20 protein-coding genes are annotated in these 14,801 nt (G+C 67.3%); 3 read left to right on the forward strand and 17 right to left on the reverse strand.

The genetic code is table 11. The features are described from left to right. Window positions 1-5: 5 nt before the first annotated feature. The 9 genes from AC1DIQ_RS08175 to rlmE all read right to left on the reverse strand — a co-directional run bounded on the left by AC1DIQ_RS08175 (window position 6) and on the right by rlmE (window position 7,751). Window positions 6-500 carry a CinA family protein gene (locus AC1DIQ_RS08175; RefSeq protein WP_019183317.1) on the reverse strand — a complete coding sequence of 165 codons (495 nt, stop codon included), beginning with the start codon at window positions 498-500 and terminating at the stop codon, window positions 6-8. Between the two features lie 85 nt (window positions 501-585). Then, complete coding sequence (hflX, locus tag AC1DIQ_RS08180; RefSeq protein WP_461770916.1) at window positions 586-1,896, reverse strand: ribosome rescue GTPase HflX; 1,311 nt, start codon at window positions 1,894-1,896, stop codon at window positions 586-588. Between the two features lie 26 nt (window positions 1,897-1,922). Then, window positions 1,923-2,204 carry an RNA chaperone Hfq gene (gene hfq / locus AC1DIQ_RS08185; protein ID WP_019183319.1) on the reverse strand — a complete coding sequence of 94 codons (282 nt, stop codon included), beginning with the start codon at window positions 2,202-2,204 and terminating at the stop codon, window positions 1,923-1,925. Window positions 2,205-2,311: 107 nt separating this feature from the next. Further along, window positions 2,312-3,265, reverse strand: a complete 954-nt coding sequence (gene miaA / locus AC1DIQ_RS08190; RefSeq protein WP_478049798.1) for a tRNA (adenosine(37)-N6)-dimethylallyltransferase MiaA — start codon at window positions 3,263-3,265, stop codon at window positions 2,312-2,314. Then, the gene (gene folP / locus AC1DIQ_RS08195; RefSeq protein WP_282260815.1) at window positions 3,265-4,164 is read right to left on the reverse strand and encodes a dihydropteroate synthase; all 900 of its coding nucleotides are present in this window, start codon (window positions 4,162-4,164) and stop codon (window positions 3,265-3,267) included. Before folP ends, miaA begins: the two co-directional genes overlap by 1 nt. 57 nt (window positions 4,165-4,221) lie before the next feature. After that, window positions 4,222-4,725: a hypothetical protein gene (locus tag AC1DIQ_RS08200; RefSeq protein WP_478049799.1), complete on the reverse strand. Its 504-nt coding sequence runs from the start codon at window positions 4,723-4,725 to the stop codon at window positions 4,222-4,224. 107 nt (window positions 4,726-4,832) lie between these two features. Continuing rightward, window positions 4,833-5,018: a hypothetical protein gene (locus AC1DIQ_RS08205; RefSeq protein ID WP_019183322.1), complete on the reverse strand. Its 186-nt coding sequence runs from the start codon at window positions 5,016-5,018 to the stop codon at window positions 4,833-4,835. A 100-nt stretch (window positions 5,019-5,118) separates the two neighbouring features. Beyond that, complete coding sequence (ftsH, locus tag AC1DIQ_RS08210; RefSeq protein WP_183073776.1) at window positions 5,119-7,065, reverse strand: ATP-dependent zinc metalloprotease FtsH; 1,947 nt, start codon at window positions 7,063-7,065, stop codon at window positions 5,119-5,121. Window positions 7,066-7,118: 53 nt separating this feature from the next. After that, the gene (gene rlmE / locus AC1DIQ_RS08215) at window positions 7,119-7,751 is read right to left on the reverse strand and encodes a 23S rRNA (uridine(2552)-2'-O)-methyltransferase RlmE (protein WP_121041780.1); all 633 of its coding nucleotides are present in this window, start codon (window positions 7,749-7,751) and stop codon (window positions 7,119-7,121) included. A gap of 65 nt (window positions 7,752-7,816) precedes the next feature. Here rlmE and yhbY point away from each other — a divergent pair, with 65 nt between their 5' ends. Next, on the forward strand, window positions 7,817-8,122 hold the full coding sequence (gene yhbY, locus AC1DIQ_RS08220) for a ribosome assembly RNA-binding protein YhbY (protein WP_019183325.1): 306 nt from the start codon (window positions 7,817-7,819) through the stop codon (window positions 8,120-8,122). A 13-nt stretch (window positions 8,123-8,135) separates the two neighbouring features. Then, entirely contained in the window at window positions 8,136-8,510 is a 375-nt protein-coding gene (locus tag AC1DIQ_RS08225; RefSeq protein ID WP_461770915.1) for an Mth938-like domain-containing protein, read from the forward strand. Between the two features lie 52 nt (window positions 8,511-8,562). Here AC1DIQ_RS08225 and AC1DIQ_RS08230 read toward each other — a convergent pair whose 3' ends face one another. Genes AC1DIQ_RS08230 through surE form a run of 4 tightly spaced genes read right to left on the reverse strand, consistent with a single transcriptional unit; the run spans window position 8,563 to window position 11,426 of the window. Beyond that, window positions 8,563-9,342 (reverse strand): peptidoglycan DD-metalloendopeptidase family protein, encoded by a 780-nt coding sequence (locus tag AC1DIQ_RS08230; protein WP_121041776.1) that lies wholly within the window; start codon window positions 9,340-9,342, stop codon window positions 8,563-8,565. Then, entirely contained in the window at window positions 9,339-9,953 is a 615-nt protein-coding gene (locus AC1DIQ_RS08235) for a YqaA family protein (protein ID WP_121041774.1), read from the reverse strand. Before AC1DIQ_RS08235 ends, AC1DIQ_RS08230 begins: the two co-directional genes overlap by 4 nt. A 19-nt stretch (window positions 9,954-9,972) precedes the next feature. Next, complete coding sequence (locus tag AC1DIQ_RS08240; protein ID WP_121041772.1) at window positions 9,973-10,650, reverse strand: protein-L-isoaspartate(D-aspartate) O-methyltransferase; 678 nt, start codon at window positions 10,648-10,650, stop codon at window positions 9,973-9,975. Continuing rightward, window positions 10,647-11,426 (reverse strand): 5'/3'-nucleotidase SurE, encoded by a 780-nt coding sequence (gene surE, locus AC1DIQ_RS08245; protein WP_121041770.1) that lies wholly within the window; start codon window positions 11,424-11,426, stop codon window positions 10,647-10,649. The genes AC1DIQ_RS08240 and surE overlap by 4 nt, the downstream gene beginning before the upstream one ends. Window positions 11,427-11,612: 186 nt before the next feature. Here surE and AC1DIQ_RS08250 point away from each other — a divergent pair, with 186 nt between their 5' ends. Beyond that, window positions 11,613-12,152, forward strand: coding sequence for a Smr/MutS family protein (locus tag AC1DIQ_RS08250; protein WP_121041768.1), 540 nt, complete (start codon window positions 11,613-11,615; stop codon window positions 12,150-12,152). A gap of 27 nt (window positions 12,153-12,179) precedes the next feature. Here AC1DIQ_RS08250 and truD read toward each other — a convergent pair whose 3' ends face one another. Genes truD through ftsB form a run of 4 tightly spaced genes read right to left on the reverse strand, consistent with a single transcriptional unit; the run spans window position 12,180 to window position 14,800 of the window. Beyond that, window positions 12,180-13,223, reverse strand: a complete 1,044-nt coding sequence (truD, locus tag AC1DIQ_RS08255; RefSeq protein ID WP_121041766.1) for a tRNA pseudouridine(13) synthase TruD — start codon at window positions 13,221-13,223, stop codon at window positions 12,180-12,182. Beyond that, window positions 13,220-13,717 carry a 2-C-methyl-D-erythritol 2,4-cyclodiphosphate synthase gene (gene ispF, locus AC1DIQ_RS08260; protein ID WP_121041764.1) on the reverse strand — a complete coding sequence of 166 codons (498 nt, stop codon included), beginning with the start codon at window positions 13,715-13,717 and terminating at the stop codon, window positions 13,220-13,222. The genes truD and ispF overlap by 4 nt, the downstream gene beginning before the upstream one ends. 37 nt (window positions 13,718-13,754) lie before the next feature. Further along, window positions 13,755-14,453, reverse strand: coding sequence for a 2-C-methyl-D-erythritol 4-phosphate cytidylyltransferase (ispD, locus tag AC1DIQ_RS08265; protein WP_121041761.1), 699 nt, complete (start codon window positions 14,451-14,453; stop codon window positions 13,755-13,757). After that, window positions 14,450-14,800, reverse strand: coding sequence for a cell division protein FtsB (ftsB, locus tag AC1DIQ_RS08270; protein WP_121041759.1), 351 nt, complete (start codon window positions 14,798-14,800; stop codon window positions 14,450-14,452). The genes ispD and ftsB overlap by 4 nt, the downstream gene beginning before the upstream one ends. Window position 14,801 lies beyond the last annotated feature (1 nt).

A 14,801-nucleotide genomic window follows, 5' to 3' on the forward strand; every position in this document is an offset into this window, starting at 1 on the left:
GGATGTCACAACAGCGGGAAGATTCCCGTCAGCGCCTGCTGCACGGTCTGCCGCCGTATGGCTTCGCGGTCGCCGTCGAACTGGAACAACTGCGCACGCGCGTAGCCGCCCCGGCCCTTCCAGCCGATCCACACGCTGCCGACCGGCTTGTCCTCGCTGCCTCCGCCCGGGCCGGCAATGCCGGTCACCGCCACGGCGATGCCGGCGCCGGAATTGATCAGCGCACCGGAGACCATTTCCAGCACGGTCTCGCGGCTGACCGCGCCGAACTGTTCCAGCGTCTGTGCACGCACGCCGAGCAGGCGTTGTTTGGCTTCGTAGCTGTAGACCACCATGCCGCAATCGAAGAACGCCGAGGAGCCGGCGATATCCGTCATCGCCTTGGCGATCCAGCCGCCACTGCAGCTCTCGGCGGTCACCAGCTGCAGCGAGGCCTGCTGCAGGCGCTGGCCCACGTCACTGGCAAGGGCGCCCAGCTCGGCGTCGGAAGGAACGGTCATGGGGAATCCTGGATCAACGGGGGGACGAACGCCCCCCTGTTTTAGCCGAAATCGTGGCTGATGTCGTGTATTGCCGGCACACCCCTCACCACTCCGGAAGCTTCTCCGGGAGCATCGCGCGGATCGGTTCGCCGCCCTCGCCGGCCGCCAGCTTCTCGGCCTCGGCGATGGGGATCTCGACCTGCAGCAGCCAACCGTCTTCGTCGGTGGTTTCGCTGCGCACGACTTCCAGCTGATGCAGGCGCGAACGCAGGCGACCGGCACTGGGCGGCAGCCGCAGCTCGCCACTGACGTGCTGCAGGCCCAGGCGCTTGCCCAGCACGGCCTGCAGCAGCGGCAGGCCGACGTTGTCGCGGGCGGAAATCCAGACCCGCTCGCGGCGCGCGTTGTCGGGGATGCCGTCCTGGCCATCGTGACGCACGTCGGCCCCGTCGATCCGATCGATCTTGTTGAACACCAGCAACTGCGGCAGATCGCCCGCGCCGATGGCGGTCAGCACTTCATCCACCTGTGCGATGCGCTCCTCACGGTGCGGATCGGCCGCATCGACGAGGTGCAGCAGGAAGTCCGCTTCGCGGGCTTCGGACAAGGTGGACCGGAACGCGGCCACCAGATCGTGCGGCAGGTCGCGGACGAAGCCGACGGTATCGGCAAGCACCACGCTGCCGCCCGGCAGCGCGATGCGGCGCACGGTCGGGTCCAGCGTCGCGAACAACTGGTCCGCGGCATACGCCTCGGCACCGGTCAATGCGTTGAACAGGGTCGACTTGCCGGCGTTGGTGTAGCCCACCAGGGCCACCCGCGGCAGCTCGCTGCGCAGGCGGGCACGACGCATCTGGGTGCGCTGCACTTCCACCTTTTCCAGCTTCTTCTGCAGCTGCTCCACCCGCTTCTGCAGCAGGCGGCGATCGGTTTCCAGCTGGGTTTCACCCGGGCCGCGCAGACCGATGGAACCGCCGCGCTGGCGCTCCAGATGGGTCCAGCCGCGGATCAGCCGCGTGGACATGTGGCGCAGCTGCGCCAGCTCGACCTGCAGCTTGCCTTCGTGGCTGCGCGCACGCTGGGCGAAGATATCCAGGATCAGCCCGGTGCGGTCGATCACGCGCCGTTCCAGGAACCGCTCCAGGTTGCGCTCCTGCCCCGGCGACAGCGCATGGTTGACCAGGATCAGGTCGGCGCCGGTGGCATCGGCCGCGGCCTTGACCTCGTCCAGCTTGCCGCTGCCAATCAGGATCGACGGATTGGGCCGATCGATGCGCGCGGTCAACGTGGCCGCGATGCTGGCCCCGGCAGAGCGGGCCAGATCGGTGAACTCTTCAAGCACGTCATCTTCGAGCCGGCCGGCGTGCGGCTGGATCAGGAGTGCGTGTTCGCCTCGCTTGGAACGGTCAAACACGCAGTTCTCCAGAATTTTTCACGCAGTCACTCAACGTCGTCATCACCTTGGACGCCCTCGGCGCCATCATTGGATTGCACATAACCACCTCCGGGCCCGACCTTCACGTTGCGCGCCGGCACCACGGTCGAGATGGCGTGCTTGTACACCATCTGGCTCACCGTATTACGCAGCAGCACCACGAACTGGTCGAACGATTCAATCGTTCCCTGCAGCTTGATGCCATTGACCAGATACACCGACACCGGCACACGTTCGCGCCGAAGTGCATTCAGAAACGGATCCTGCAGCGATTGCCCCTTGGACATTGCACACTCCTGATTATTGTTTTTATGGTCTTCCGGCAGTTGCCACGGCCCCCGCCGCCCGCCGGAACCCTTGATGGTACACGGGGTGGGCGGGTGAAGGCGTGGACTCAGCGTGCGACGAAGGTCGACACCGCATCCGCCAGGGAAGCCCTGTCTAGATGGGGATCGAACCAGCGCGCATCAAGCTCCCCGCGCAACCAGGTCAGCTGGCGCTTGGCCAGCTGACGGGTGGCCTGGATGCCGCGTTCACGGAACGCCTCGGCCGTCCCCTGCCCGTCCAGATACTCCCAAGCCTGCCGGTAGCCCACCGCCCGCACGGCCGGCAGATCCAGCGGCGCGGCCACCTCGGCCATCGCCGGCAGGGCCCGCAGCGCGCGGACTTCGTCCAGGAAGCCGCGATCCAGCATCGTGTCGAAACGGGTTTCGATGCGCTGGTGCAGCACCGTGCGCTCGCGCGGCGCGAGGATCAGTTTGAGCGCCCGCACCGGCAGCCGGTCCACACCGGGCAGCTTCTGCCACTCGCTGATCGGGGTACCGGTCAGCCGATGGACTTCCAGCGCCCGCTGGATACGCTGCGGGTCGGTGGCGTGAATGCGCTTTGCCGCTGCCGGATCGATGCCGGCGAGCTGGGCATGCATCGCCGCCCAGCCCTGCTCGGCCGCCTCGGCCGCGATCTGCGCGCGCACCGCAGGATCGGCTTCAGGCATCGGCGACAGGCCCTGCAGCAGGGCGCGGAAATACAGCCCCGTGCCACCGGCCAGAATCGGCATGCGCCCGCGCGCGATGATGTCGCGGACGGCGCGCGCCGCGTCGCTGGCGAACTCCGCCGCCGAATAGGTCTGCCACGGGTCGCGCACATCCAGCAGATGGTGCGGCGCCTGCGCGCGCTCGGCCGCATCGGGTTTGGCCGAGCCGATATCCAGCCCGCGATAGACCAGCGCCGAATCGACGCTGACGATCTCACCGTCCAACTGCTGGGCCAGCGCGATCGCGGCGGCGGTCTTGCCCGAGGCGGTCGGGCCCATCACCGCGATCGCCAGCGGGCGCTGATCGACGGCCATCAGTCCTCGTCCGGCCAGCGCGGCATCGCCGGTGCGGCCGACACCCGCGGCATCGGCACGGCATCGACCGCCGCCCAGACCTTCAACGCATCCACGGTGGCCGCGACATCGTGCACGCGCAGCAGCATCGCACCCCGCTGGGCCGCGATCAGGTGCGCGGCGACGGAACCGGCCACGCGGTCACGCGGCTGCTCACGACCGGTCAGTTCACCGATGCTGCGCTTGCGCGACAGGCCGGCCAGCATCGGCACGCCCAGCTCGAGGAAACGGCCCGAGCGTGCGAGCAGGATCATGTTGTGTTCGGTGGTCTTGCCGAAACCGAAGCCCAGATCGATGATCAGGTGCTTCTTGGCGACGCCGGCCATCTCGGCCTGGAACATGCGCTCGGTCAGGAAGCGATGCACCTCGGCGACCACGTCATCGTAGTGCGGGGTGTCCTGCATGCTGCCGGGCTCGCCCTGCATGTGCATCAGCACCACCGGCACGCCGAGTTCGGCGGCGGCGTCCAGCGCACCGGGCTGGCGCAACGCATGGATGTCATTGATCAGGCCGGCACCGGCGGCGACCGCGGCGCGCATCACCTCGGGCTTGAAGGTGTCGATGCTGATCGGCACGGTGGTTTCGCGTGCCAGCCGCTCGATCACCGGGATGACCCGGCGCAGTTCTTCATCCAGCGGTACCGGCGCACTGCCGGGCCGGGTCGACTCGCCGCCGATGTCGAGCAGGTCGGCGCCCTCGGCCACCAGCTGCAGGCCGTGCGCGACCGCGGCCTCCACGCTGTCGTGGTCACCGCCGTCGGAGAACGAATCCGGGGTGACGTTGACGATGCCCATGACCCGCGGGCGATCCAGCCGCAGCAGGCGGCCGCCGCAATCGAGCTGGGGGGAGATATCGAACATGGGCAGATCCACGAAGTACGCCAGCGCGTAGTTTACGCTGGCGCACCGGACCGGCCGTCAGAGGTCGCCGAGGCGGGCCCCATCGACCGGCTTGGCCAGCCAGATCGCCAGATCGTTGCCGATCGCATTGACCGTGCGCTCGAGCACATCGCACGAGCCCTTGAAGCCGGCAAACGCGCCACCGCGCGACACGCGGCGTGCGGTGACCGTGGCCACCTGCTGGCCGTTCTCGAACAGCACGCCGCGCACGGCAGCGGACTTGAAGTGGCCGGTGAACGCATTGCCGGCGCTCTGCGCCTCCACCAGTTCCAGCTTCAACGCGTGTCCGCTGCCGGTGTTCACCGGATCACTGCCGAAGACGATGGTGTTGCCATGCGCCGGCGCATTCTTGCCCAGCGCGGTCGCCAGCTGCGCGCCCATCCGGCACTCGGCCTTGATGTTCTCGGCGATGATCGCCGCGTCGTTGAACGGCACCGGATCCTGCACGTGGATCTCGGCGGCCATGAGCGGCGTGGCACAGCACAGCAGCGCAGCAACGGCTGCGCGCATCGAATGACGCATGAAAGTCCCCCTGGAAAGTGTGTCGGCCGATCCCCCGGCCATGCCCGACCGCGTCATGCGGCGCGGGCACGCGCATCGTGCCCACTGCCGGCGGCGCGCGCAAGCACTCAGCGCTGGCGGCGCTTGCGCTCCACGTACACGGTCTTGGCGATGCTCATCAGCACACCGACCGCGATGCCGATGCCAGCGCCGAGCAGGAAGTTGTCGCGGGTCAGGCCGATGGCCACGCCAATGATCGTGGCGATCACCATTTCAGTGGTGTGCGAGATCGGCTGCGGCGGGGGTGCGGACATGGCGACTCCAGAACGGGAACGAAAACGGACCGTCATTATGACCTGCCCGAAACGACGAAGGCCGGGTTTCCCCGGCCTTCGTCACTTACGTGGGCAACACTCAGATCTGCTCGGCAGGACCGGCGATCGGCGCGACCGGACGGGCATCGCCGCCCTTGTCGTTGTTGTTGCCGCCATCCTTGTTGCTGGGAGACTTGTCCCAGCCCATCGGCGGCGGCGGATCACGGCCTTCCATCACGGCATTGATCTGCGGCGCATCGATGGTCTCGTACTGCAGCAGCAGTTGGGACATCGTGTGCAGCTTGTCGAGGTTGGCGGTCAGCAGTTCGGTGGTACGGGCGTACGCCTTGTCCAGGATGCTGCGGACGACTTCGTCGATGCGGCGCGCGGTGTCATCCGACACGCTCTTGTGCTGCGTCACCGAACGGCCGAGGAACACTTCATCGTCCTCTTCACCGTAGGCGATCGGGCCGAGTTCGTCGGACAGGCCCCACTTGGTGACCATGTTGCGGGCCATCTTGGTGGCGCGCTCGATATCGTTGGAGGCGCCGGTGGTGACCTTGTCGGTGCCGAAGATCAGTTCTTCGGCAACGCGGCCGCCGTACAGCGAACACAGCTGCGATTCGATCGCCACCCGGTTCATCGAGTACTTGTCGCCTTCGGGCAGGTACATCGTCACACCCAGCGCGCGACCGCGGGGAATGATGGTGACCTTGTAGACCGGATCGTGCTCGGGCACCAGGCGACCGACGATGGCGTGGCCGGCTTCGTGGTAGGCGGTGAGCGTCTTTTCTTCTTCGCTCATCGCCATCGAACGGCGTTCGGCACCCATCAGGATCTTGTCGCGGGCACGGTCGAAGTGGTCCATGCGGACTTCCTTCTCACCGCCGCGCGCGGCGAACAGTGCTGCTTCGTTGGCCAGGTTGGCCAGGTCCGCACCGGAGAAGCCCGGGGTGCCGCGCGCGATCACCATCGGCTCGACATCGTCGGCCAGCGGCAGCTTGCGCATATGCACCTTGAGGATCTGCTCGCGGCCCTTGACGTCCGGCAGGCCGACCACGACCTGGCGGTCGAAACGGCCCGGGCGCAGCAGCGCCGGATCCAGCACGTCGGGACGGTTGGTGGCGGCGATGACGATCACGCCCTCGCCTCCCTCGAAGCCGTCCATTTCGACCAGCAGCTGGTTCAGGGTCTGCTCGCGCTCGTCGTGACCGCCGCCCAGACCGGCACCACGGTGACGACCGACAGCGTCGATTTCATCGATGAAGATGATGCACGGTGCCTGCTTCTTGGCCTGCTCGAACATGTCGCGCACGCGGCTGGCGCCGACGCCGACGAACATTTCCACGAAATCCGAACCGGAGATCGAGAAGAACGGCACCTTGGCCTCGCCAGCAATGGCGCGGGCCAGCAGCGTCTTGCCGGTACCCGGCGGACCCACCATCAGCACGCCGCGCGGAATCTTGCCGCCCAGCTTGGTGAACTTGGTGGGGTCGCGCAGGAAGTCGACCAGTTCGCCGACTTCTTCCTTGGCCTCGTCGCACCCGGCAACGTCGGCGAAGGTGACCTTGATCTGGTCTTCGCCCTGCAGCTTGGCGCGCGACTTGCCGAAGGACATCGCGCCCTTGGCCCCGCCGCCACCGCCCTGCATCTGGCGCATGATGAAGATCCAGAAGCCGATGATCAGGATCACCGGGAGGAAGTTCATCAGGATCGCGCCCAGCGAGATGCCGCTGGAGGGCTCCTCCTGGACGATTTCCACGTTCTTGCCGCGCAGCACGTTGATCAGGTCGCGATCGAACGGGGCGGTGATGGTGGCCGACTGGCCGCCACGGGTGGTGTAGGAAATCTGATTGGTGCCGCCACGCATGTCCCCGCTGAAGGTCACCTTCTGGACATTGCCGCTGTCCACCTGGTCCAGGAACTGCGAGTACGTCGCGCCCTGTGCGCCGGCTCCGCTGCTCTTCGGCGAGAAGCTCTGGAAGACCACCATCAGCACGACGGCGACGACCACCCATAGCAGGAGGTTCTTGGTCAAGTCGTTCATCCTCATTGGCTCCGGTGTTCCTCTAATTCCTGACGCGATTCGTATGGTTGAGCTTACTTGATCTGCGCGCGTTTTCCCTGCCCCAAGGCGTACACCTCGGGCGAGCGCTTCCGGGAGGCTTCAGGCTTGCGGATCACTACTTTGTCGTACCGGCGGCGCATTTCGCGCACGTAGTCGTCAAAGCCCACGCCCTGGAACAGCTTGATCAGGAACGCGCCACCGGGCTTGAGATGGTTGTCGGCAAAATCCAACGCCAACTCCGCCAGGTGCATCATCCGCGGTTGGTCCACCGCATCCATTCCACTCTTATTGGGGGCCATATCCGAGAGCACAAGGTCTACCGGCTGATCCCCCAGCATGGCTTCGAACTCCGATAGGACGGCTTGTTCCCTGAAGTCACCGTGAAGGAACTCCACGCCGGCCAGCGGCGGCATCTCCAGGATGTCCAGGGCCAGCACCCGGCCGGTATCGCCGATCTGGCGGCGGACCTGCTGGGACCAGCCACCCGGGGCGGCGCCCAGATCGACCACGACCATGTGCGGCTTCAGCAGCCGATCGCGCTGCAGCAACTCCTCCAGCTTGTAGGCCGCGCGCGAGCGCATGCCCTCGGCCTGGGCCTTCTTCACGAAGGGGTCGGCGAAGTGCTCTTTCAACCAGCGTTGACTGCTTTTGCTACGGGTTGCCATTGAGATGCGGGTCGGATGGGGAGGTCATGATACCCTGATCGCCCCAGTTAACCGCTTGTTCCTGAATGGCTATCGCCCTGACTTCTTCCCAAACCCGTTTCCTCCGCGGCCACGCGCATGATCTGAAAGCCCTGCTCCAGATCGGCGGCAAGGGGGTGACACCGGCCTTCCTGGCTGAACTGGAAGAGGTGCTGGAGCGCCACGAGCTGATCAAGGTCAAGGTTGCCGCCGAAGACCGCGAGGCCCGTGACGCCCTCATCGCCGAGCTGGTCAGTGCCAGCGAAAGCGCGCTGGTGCAGCGTATCGGCCACGTGGCCGTGCTGTACCGCCCGAGCAAGGAACAGCGCCAGATCGTCCTGCCGCGCGGCTGATCCCGGAACGCTTATGCAGCTGAGCCACGAAATCCCTGACTACGCCTACGCCCTGCGCGCCGCCAATGGCCGCAGTGCGAAAGTGAATGACCGGACCCTGGCCGCCAGTTTCATCCTGGCTCCGGACACGCTGATCGAAGCGTGGCCGGTAGCCGATATTGCCTTGCTGACCCCGGAAGACCTGCAGCCGGTGCTGGCGCTGAACCCCGCGCTGGTGGTACTGGGTACGGGCGATACCCAGGTGTTCCCGCCGGCGGCAGTCATGGCCGCCTGCCTGACCCGTGGGATCGGCCTGGAAGTGATGAACAACCCGGCGGCGGCGCGAACCTTCAACATCCTCGCCAGCGAGGGGCGCAAGGTGGCCGCGGCGTTCATCCTGAAGGGGTGAGACCGGGATTTCCGTTCAGAAAAGGCCGCCCTTGAGGCGGCCTTTTTCGTGCTTACTTCGGCGGCAGGTACAGCAGCGGGTCGACCGGCTTGCCGTTGTAGCGGATCTCGAAGTGCAGCATGTCGCGTGCAGCGCCGGTGCGGCCCATCTCCGCGATCTGCTCGCCGGCCTTCACGCTCTGGCCTTCATTGACCAGGCGCTTGCGGTTGTGACCATACGCCGACAACCACTGGTCGCTGTGCTTGATGATGATCAACTCACCGAAACCGACCAGGCCGGCACCGGAGTACACCACCACGCCGGCGGCCGTCGCCCGGACCGGCTGGCCACTGGTGCCGGCAATGTCCACGCCCTGCTTGGTCGCTTCACCGGCGACGAAGCGCCCGACGATCGCGCCATCGGCCGGCCAGCGCCAGCTGATGTTGCTCTTGATCGCCGTGGTCGGCGCCGGCGTAGCGGCCGGCGCTGTGCCACCCGGGCGCGGCGCGGTCACCACGGTGGTCGGGGCGCGGCCCGGGCTGCCGCCGCTGCCGCCCGGGTACAGGCGCAGCGACTGCCCCGGATAGATCGTGTACGGCTCGGCCAACCCGTTCCAGGCGGCCAGATCGCGCGGGGTGATGTTGTGGATGCGGGCCAGCGCATACAGCGTGTCGCCACGGCGGACGACGGCGGTCTGGCCGGGTTTGGCCACCGAGCTCTGCGGCGTGCTGTGGGCCACACCGCCCGAGCCCGAGGGCCGCACCACGGTGGCGGTGCCACAGGCGCTCAGCGCCGACACCACCAGCAGCAGCGCGCCGCTGCGCACTCCCTTGCTCAAACGATCAGCACTCATGCGAACTTCGCTCTCCATACAAGCCAGGCCACCAGCACGACCACCAACGCGGTCGCGATCCAGCCCAGCGGTTCAATCCAACGGCGCAGCGCAGCTTCCGCGCGCGGCCCGCCAATACGAATGACCGCCGCCAGCACGTACACGCGCTTGCCACGGCCGATCAACATGCTCAGGAAATACTGCGGCAACGGCACGCCGACGATACCCGATGCCCATGTGAAGACCTTCATCGGGATCGGCATGAAGCCGCCCAGCACCAGGAAGGTGAACACCGCCCAGGGCGACTCGGCCATCTTGGCCTGCACGATGGCGATGCCACCTTCGATGCTGGTCAACATGCCCAGCGCGGCGAACACCGGCTTGAGCGCTTCGAAGGCGAAGTGGCCCAGCGCATAGCCGACCAGCGCACCGGCCATCGAACCGGCCAGGCTGAGCGTGGCGAACCACCAGCCGCGCTTGGGCTGGGCCACGCACATCGGGGCGAGCATCACCTCGGGCATCACCGGGAAGATGATCGCCTCGATGAAGCTCAACACCGTCAGATAGGTCGGGGCGCGCTCATGCGCGGCCCACTTCATTGCCCGCTCGTACAGCGGACCAAAAATCTTCATGACGCAACGCTCCTTGGAATCAGTCCAGCATGCCAGACAGCAGCGGTACGAACGTGACCGGTGCCAGTACCTGCTGTTCAACACTGCCGTCATCGCGACGGGTCAACTGGATCAGCGACTGCGCGCCCGGGCCGCCGACCGGCGCGACCAGGCGGCCACCCACGGCAAGCTGTTCGACCAGTGCGTCCACCAGCGCCGGTGCGGCCGCGGTCACCACGATCGCATCGTAAGGACCGTGTTCGGCCCAGCCGATGCGGCCATCATCATGTTTGCTGCGGATGTTCATGCCCAGCGCACGGAAGCGCTTGCGCGCCTGGCGCAGCAGATCGCCGATACGCTCGACCGTGTACACCTCCAGCCCGATCGCGCCCAGCACGGCGGCCTGGTAGCCCGAGCCGGTGCCGACTTCCAGCACTTTCTTCGGCGCTGACTGCAGCACCGCTTCGGTCATGCGCGCGACCACCCAGGGCTGGGAAATGGTCTGCCCGTGCCCGATCGGCAGCGCGGTGTCTTCGTAGGCACGCGACGCCAGCGCCTCATCGATGAACAGATGGCGCGGCACCACACGGATGGCATTGAGGGTGGCTTCGTCGGCGATGCCGGCATCGCGCAGGCGATCCACCAGGCGATCGCGGACCCGCTGCGAGGTCATGCCGATGCCGACGGCTTCGGGCTGCAGGCGCAGGCGCGGGGTCATGCCGGCCGGTCCAGCGCGTCGGTCAACCCGGCAACCCAGCTGGCCACTTTCTCCAATGCCTGGTAACGGGTGAGATCGACCTGGATCGGGGTGATCGAGATGTAGCCGTTGCGGACCGCGTGGAAATCGGTGCCGGGGCCGGAATCCTGCTCGCGCCCGGCCGGGCCGATCCAGAACACCTCATTGCCGCGCGGATCGCGCTGGGCAATGCAGCCTTCGGCGCGGTGGCGGTTGCCCAGGCGGGTCACTTCGAACCCACGGACCTCGCTCCACGGCAGATCCGGCACGTTGACGTTGAGGATGGTGTCGGCGGGCAGCGGGTCGGCCTTGAGCCGGGTCACGATCTCGACCGCGGCGCGGGCGGCGGTATCGAAGTTGCGCGGCTCGTGGTTGTGCGTGACCAGCGACATCGCCACTGCGGGCAGGCCGAGGAAGCGCCCTTCCATCGCCGCCGAGACGGTACCGGAGTAGATGACGTCGTCGCCGAGATTGGCGGCGTTGTTGATGCCCGATACCACCATGTCCGGTTCGTACTCGAGCATGCCGGTCAAGGCCAGATGCACGCAGTCGGTCGGGGTGCCGGCCACCGAGCAGGTGTAGTGGTCGATGCGCTTCATGCGGATCGGCAGGTCCAGGGTCAGCGAATTGCTGGCGCCGGAGCGATCACGATCGGGGGCGACCACGGTCACTTCATGACCGGCGTCACGTAAACCCGTGGCGAGCATCTTGATGCCCGGTGCATCGACACCGTCGTCGTTGCTGACCAGAATCCGCATCTGCGATTTAACCGCTTGATTTTTCAAGACTTCGATTCCATCACTTCCCACTGTTGGCGGCGGTGGCCGTGCCCCTTCCGGAGCATGACGACCGCGCAAGTGCGTCCGCTATTGTGCCGCAAGCGGACAGATCGTCCTACCCCGATAACGGTAGGCATCGCCCTCCCCGCCCATTAGGCTGTACGCATGTCACATCCTGAAGACGAAGATCCTGCCGCGTTGTTCCGCGCCGCCATCGGCGAGGTCAAACCGCTGCGCAAGGTGGTCACGCCGCCGCCGGCCACGCCACGGCCGAAGCCGCGCGCGCGGATGGCCGAGCAGGATGAACAGGACGCCCGCGGTGAATTCGCCCGGCTGCTGCGCGACAGCAGCCCCCTGGAGGCTGGGGATACGGCCAGCTACCGGCGCGAGAACCTGCCGCCGCGGATGTTCCAGCGACTCAAGCGCGGCCAGTACTCCGTGCAGGACGAACTGGACCTGCATGGTGCAACCGTGGCCCAGGCCGAGGCGCTGGTCCGGCAGTTCCTGGTGGAAGCGCATGCCCATGAGTACGGCTGCGTGCGCATCATCCACGGCAAGGGGCTGCAATCCGATGGCGGCGCGCCGGTGTTGAAGAATCTGGTCGATCGCCTGCTGCGGCTGCGCAACGACGTGCTGGCGTTTCATTCCGCGCCCGCCGGCCAAGGTGGGACGGGCGCGGTACTGGTGCTGCTGGCAAACCGGTAGCCACCCGCACACCTGCATGGCGTGGCTCTACGCCTCCGGTGTGGCCTGGCTGGCATCTTCCACCGGTCCCAGCTCATGCAGCACCGCGGTGGCATAGCAGCCCGGTGGCAGCGCGAAGCTCAGTTCCAGCACATCCGCGGCCAGCCACTGGTGTTGCAGCATGGCCGGGCGCAGGCGCAGCGCACGGCGCTCCTGCTTCAGGCGAGCGCTTTCCAGGCCGGCGCGCAGCGCGAGCGATTGCTCATCCGCGACCGCGCCCAGTTCCAGTTCGGCGGCGGCGCCGGTGCTGCGCAGCTCACCTTCGCCCCACAACGGGCCGCTGGGGTGGATGTCGAAGCGGCCAAGGCGATCGGCCAGCAGATCCGTCCACGGCTCCGGGCCGAACACACTGCGGCTGCCATCGAGCATCCAGACTTCGCCCTCCAGCGGCGTGTCCCAGTTGCCCTGCTCCACGCGCGCCGCCAGCACCTGGTTGAACAGTGCCGAGCGCGCGGCCGAGAGCAGCAGCGAGCGCTGATCGGGCCGCATGCGGCGGCCGCCGAACATGGCCAGCGCGGCCGGCACGTTGCCGCCGTCGCGGCCGAAGCGCTGCTCACCGAACCAGTTCGGCAGACCGCGCGAGGCAATATGGGACAGGCGCTCTTCAATGGCCGCGGCATCGCCGCGCACATCGCGCAGCACCAGCTTGAAGCGGTTGCCAGCCAGCGCACCGCGCTGCAGCTTGCGGTTGTGCCAGGTCGACTCGACCACCTCGATCTCGTCCGAAGCCAGCAGCGCCGGATCCGGCGCCACGCGCTTGGGCAGGTGCACGCTGAAGCGCTGCGTGGTGACCGCGTGGCGATCCTTCATGCCCGCGTAGCTGACCGCCATGTCCGGCAGGCCAGCCCACCTGGCCAGCACCTTGGCCACGTGCACGGTGTTCGCCCCGCGCTTGCGGATCGTCAGCAACAGGTGCTCGCCCTCACCGCTCGGCTCGAACGCCGGCAGTTCGTCCACCTGGAAATCCTCGGGCGTGGTGCGGATCTTCGCGCTGAGCAGCGGCGCGCCGAACGCCAGCGGCAACGGGATCACAGCGCCACCAACAGCACGCTGGCCTGGGCGGCGATGCCCTCGCTGCGGCCGGTGAAGCCCAGCTTCTCCGACGTGGTGGCCTTCACGCTCACGCAGTCCAGCGCGATGCCCAGCACCGTGGCGATGCGCTCGCGCATGGCCAGCGCATGCGGACCGACCTTGGGCCGCTCGCAGATCACGGTGATATCGGTGTTGCCGACCTGCCAGCCGCGCCCGCGCAGCAGCCCGTTGCAATGATCCAGCAGGTGCGCGCTGTCCGCGCCTTTCCAGCGCATGTCGGTCGGCGGGAAATGCACGCCGATGTCGCCCAGTGCCAGCGCACCGAGCATGGCATCGCACAGGGCGTGCAGGATCACGTCGCCATCGCTGTGCGCGAGCACGCCGCAGCTGTGCGCGACGCGGATGCCGCCGAGCATGATGTGATCGCCCTCGCCAAAGGCATGGACGTCGTAGCCCTGTCCGATGCGGAAGGGAGGAAACTGGGGCGTGGTCATTGCAAGAACCTGCGGTTGGGTGTGGCGCGCGCGGACGTCAGGGTTCGCGACGCGACAACACGAATTCGAAACGGGACAGGTCAGCCGGCGTGGTGACCTTGAAGTTGTCTTCGCTGCCTTCCACCAGCAGCGGGCGCAGCCCCTGGCGCTCCATGGCCATGGCTTCGTCAGTGACGGCCACGCCGGCATCGGCCGCGTCCTGCAGCGCGCGCGCCAACTGGTAGCGGCGGAACAGCTGCGGGGTCAGCGCACGCCACAGGCGTTCACGCGGCTCGGTGGCATCGATACCACCGTCATCGCCGGCACGCTTGAGCGTATCGCGCACGGGCGCGGCCAGGATCGCGCCGACCGGGTCGGCACGGCCGACTTCCAGCAGGCGACCGAGATCGGCAGCGGCCAGGTTCGGGCGTGCGGCGTCGTGCACCAGCACGAAATCGTCCGCGCGCACGTCATCGGGCAACGCATGCAGGCCGGCCAGCACCGAGCCGGCGCGGGTGGCGCCGCCGATGCAGGTCAGAATGGGTTTGTCCGCCAGCGACTGCCAGCCCGGCCAGTCGGCGTCGTTCTCGGCGACCACCACCATCACTCCGGCCACGACCGGGTGCGAGAGCAGCGCCTCGAGGGTGTGGGCCAGCAACACGCGGTCGCCGGCCAGCAGATACTGCTTGGGCGTGGGCCCGCCGAAGCGGGTGCCACGGCCAGCAGCGGGAACCACCGCCCAGATGCCCGCCATCAGGGCACATCCTGGTGCGGCGCATCCGGATCGGTGACGGCCGTTGGCGCGCGCGGTGGCGGCACCGGCGCGTCTTCGACCACGCGGTAGAACTTCTCGCCGGGCTTGATCATGCCCAGCTCGCTGCGCGCGCGTTCTTCGATGGCGGCCTCGCCTTCCTTGAGGTCCTTGACCTCGGCAGCGAGCGCATCATTGCGCTGCTGCAGGCCGGCGTTGTCCCGCTTCTGGTTCTCGACCTGGGCCTCAAGCATCATCACTTCGCCCGAGTTGCCCGGCCCAAACCAGAAGCGGTACTGCAGCCATCCGAGCAGCAGCGCGAGCACCAGCAGCAGCCAGCGCCAGTCGCGCATG

This window comes from Stenotrophomonas sp. 05L413 (assembly GCF_056397945.1).

Bases quoted from the DNA above. Each gene is read 5' to 3' on its own strand.
- AC1DIQ_RS08175 (WP_019183317.1), bottom strand. From the start codon at position 500: ATGACCGTTCCTTCCGACGCCGAGCTGGGCGCCCTTGCCAGTGACGTG.
- hfq (WP_019183319.1), bottom strand. From the start codon at position 2,204: ATGTCCAAGGGGCAATCGCTGCAGGATCCGTTTCTGAATGCACTTCGG.
- miaA (WP_478049798.1), bottom strand. From the start codon at position 3,265: ATGGCCGTCGATCAGCGCCCGCTGGCGATCGCGGTGATGGGCCCGACC.
- folP (WP_282260815.1), bottom strand. From the start codon at position 4,164: ATGTTCGATATCTCCCCCCAGCTCGATTGCGGCGGCCGCCTGCTGCGG.
- AC1DIQ_RS08200 (WP_478049799.1), bottom strand. From the start codon at position 4,725: ATGCGTCATTCGATGCGCGCAGCCGTTGCTGCGCTGCTGTGCTGTGCC.
- AC1DIQ_RS08205 (WP_019183322.1), bottom strand. From the start codon at position 5,018: ATGTCCGCACCCCCGCCGCAGCCGATCTCGCACACCACTGAAATGGTG.
- ftsH (WP_183073776.1), bottom strand. From the start codon at position 7,065: ATGAACGACTTGACCAAGAACCTCCTGCTATGGGTGGTCGTCGCCGTC.
- rlmE (WP_121041780.1), bottom strand. From the start codon at position 7,751: ATGGCAACCCGTAGCAAAAGCAGTCAACGCTGGTTGAAAGAGCACTTC.
- yhbY (WP_019183325.1), top strand. From the start codon at position 7,817: ATGGCTATCGCCCTGACTTCTTCCCAAACCCGTTTCCTCCGCGGCCAC.
- AC1DIQ_RS08225 (WP_461770915.1), top strand. From the start codon at position 8,136: ATGCAGCTGAGCCACGAAATCCCTGACTACGCCTACGCCCTGCGCGCC.
- AC1DIQ_RS08230 (WP_121041776.1), bottom strand. From the start codon at position 9,342: ATGAGTGCTGATCGTTTGAGCAAGGGAGTGCGCAGCGGCGCGCTGCTG.
- AC1DIQ_RS08235 (WP_121041774.1), bottom strand. From the start codon at position 9,953: ATGAAGATTTTTGGTCCGCTGTACGAGCGGGCAATGAAGTGGGCCGCG.
- AC1DIQ_RS08240 (WP_121041772.1), bottom strand. From the start codon at position 10,650: ATGACCCCGCGCCTGCGCCTGCAGCCCGAAGCCGTCGGCATCGGCATG.
- surE (WP_121041770.1), bottom strand. From the start codon at position 11,426: ATGCGGATTCTGGTCAGCAACGACGACGGTGTCGATGCACCGGGCATC.
- AC1DIQ_RS08250 (WP_121041768.1), top strand. From the start codon at position 11,613: ATGTCACATCCTGAAGACGAAGATCCTGCCGCGTTGTTCCGCGCCGCC.
- ispF (WP_121041764.1), bottom strand. From the start codon at position 13,717: ATGACCACGCCCCAGTTTCCTCCCTTCCGCATCGGACAGGGCTACGAC.
- ftsB (WP_121041759.1), bottom strand. From the start codon at position 14,800: ATGCGCGACTGGCGCTGGCTGCTGCTGGTGCTCGCGCTGCTGCTCGGA.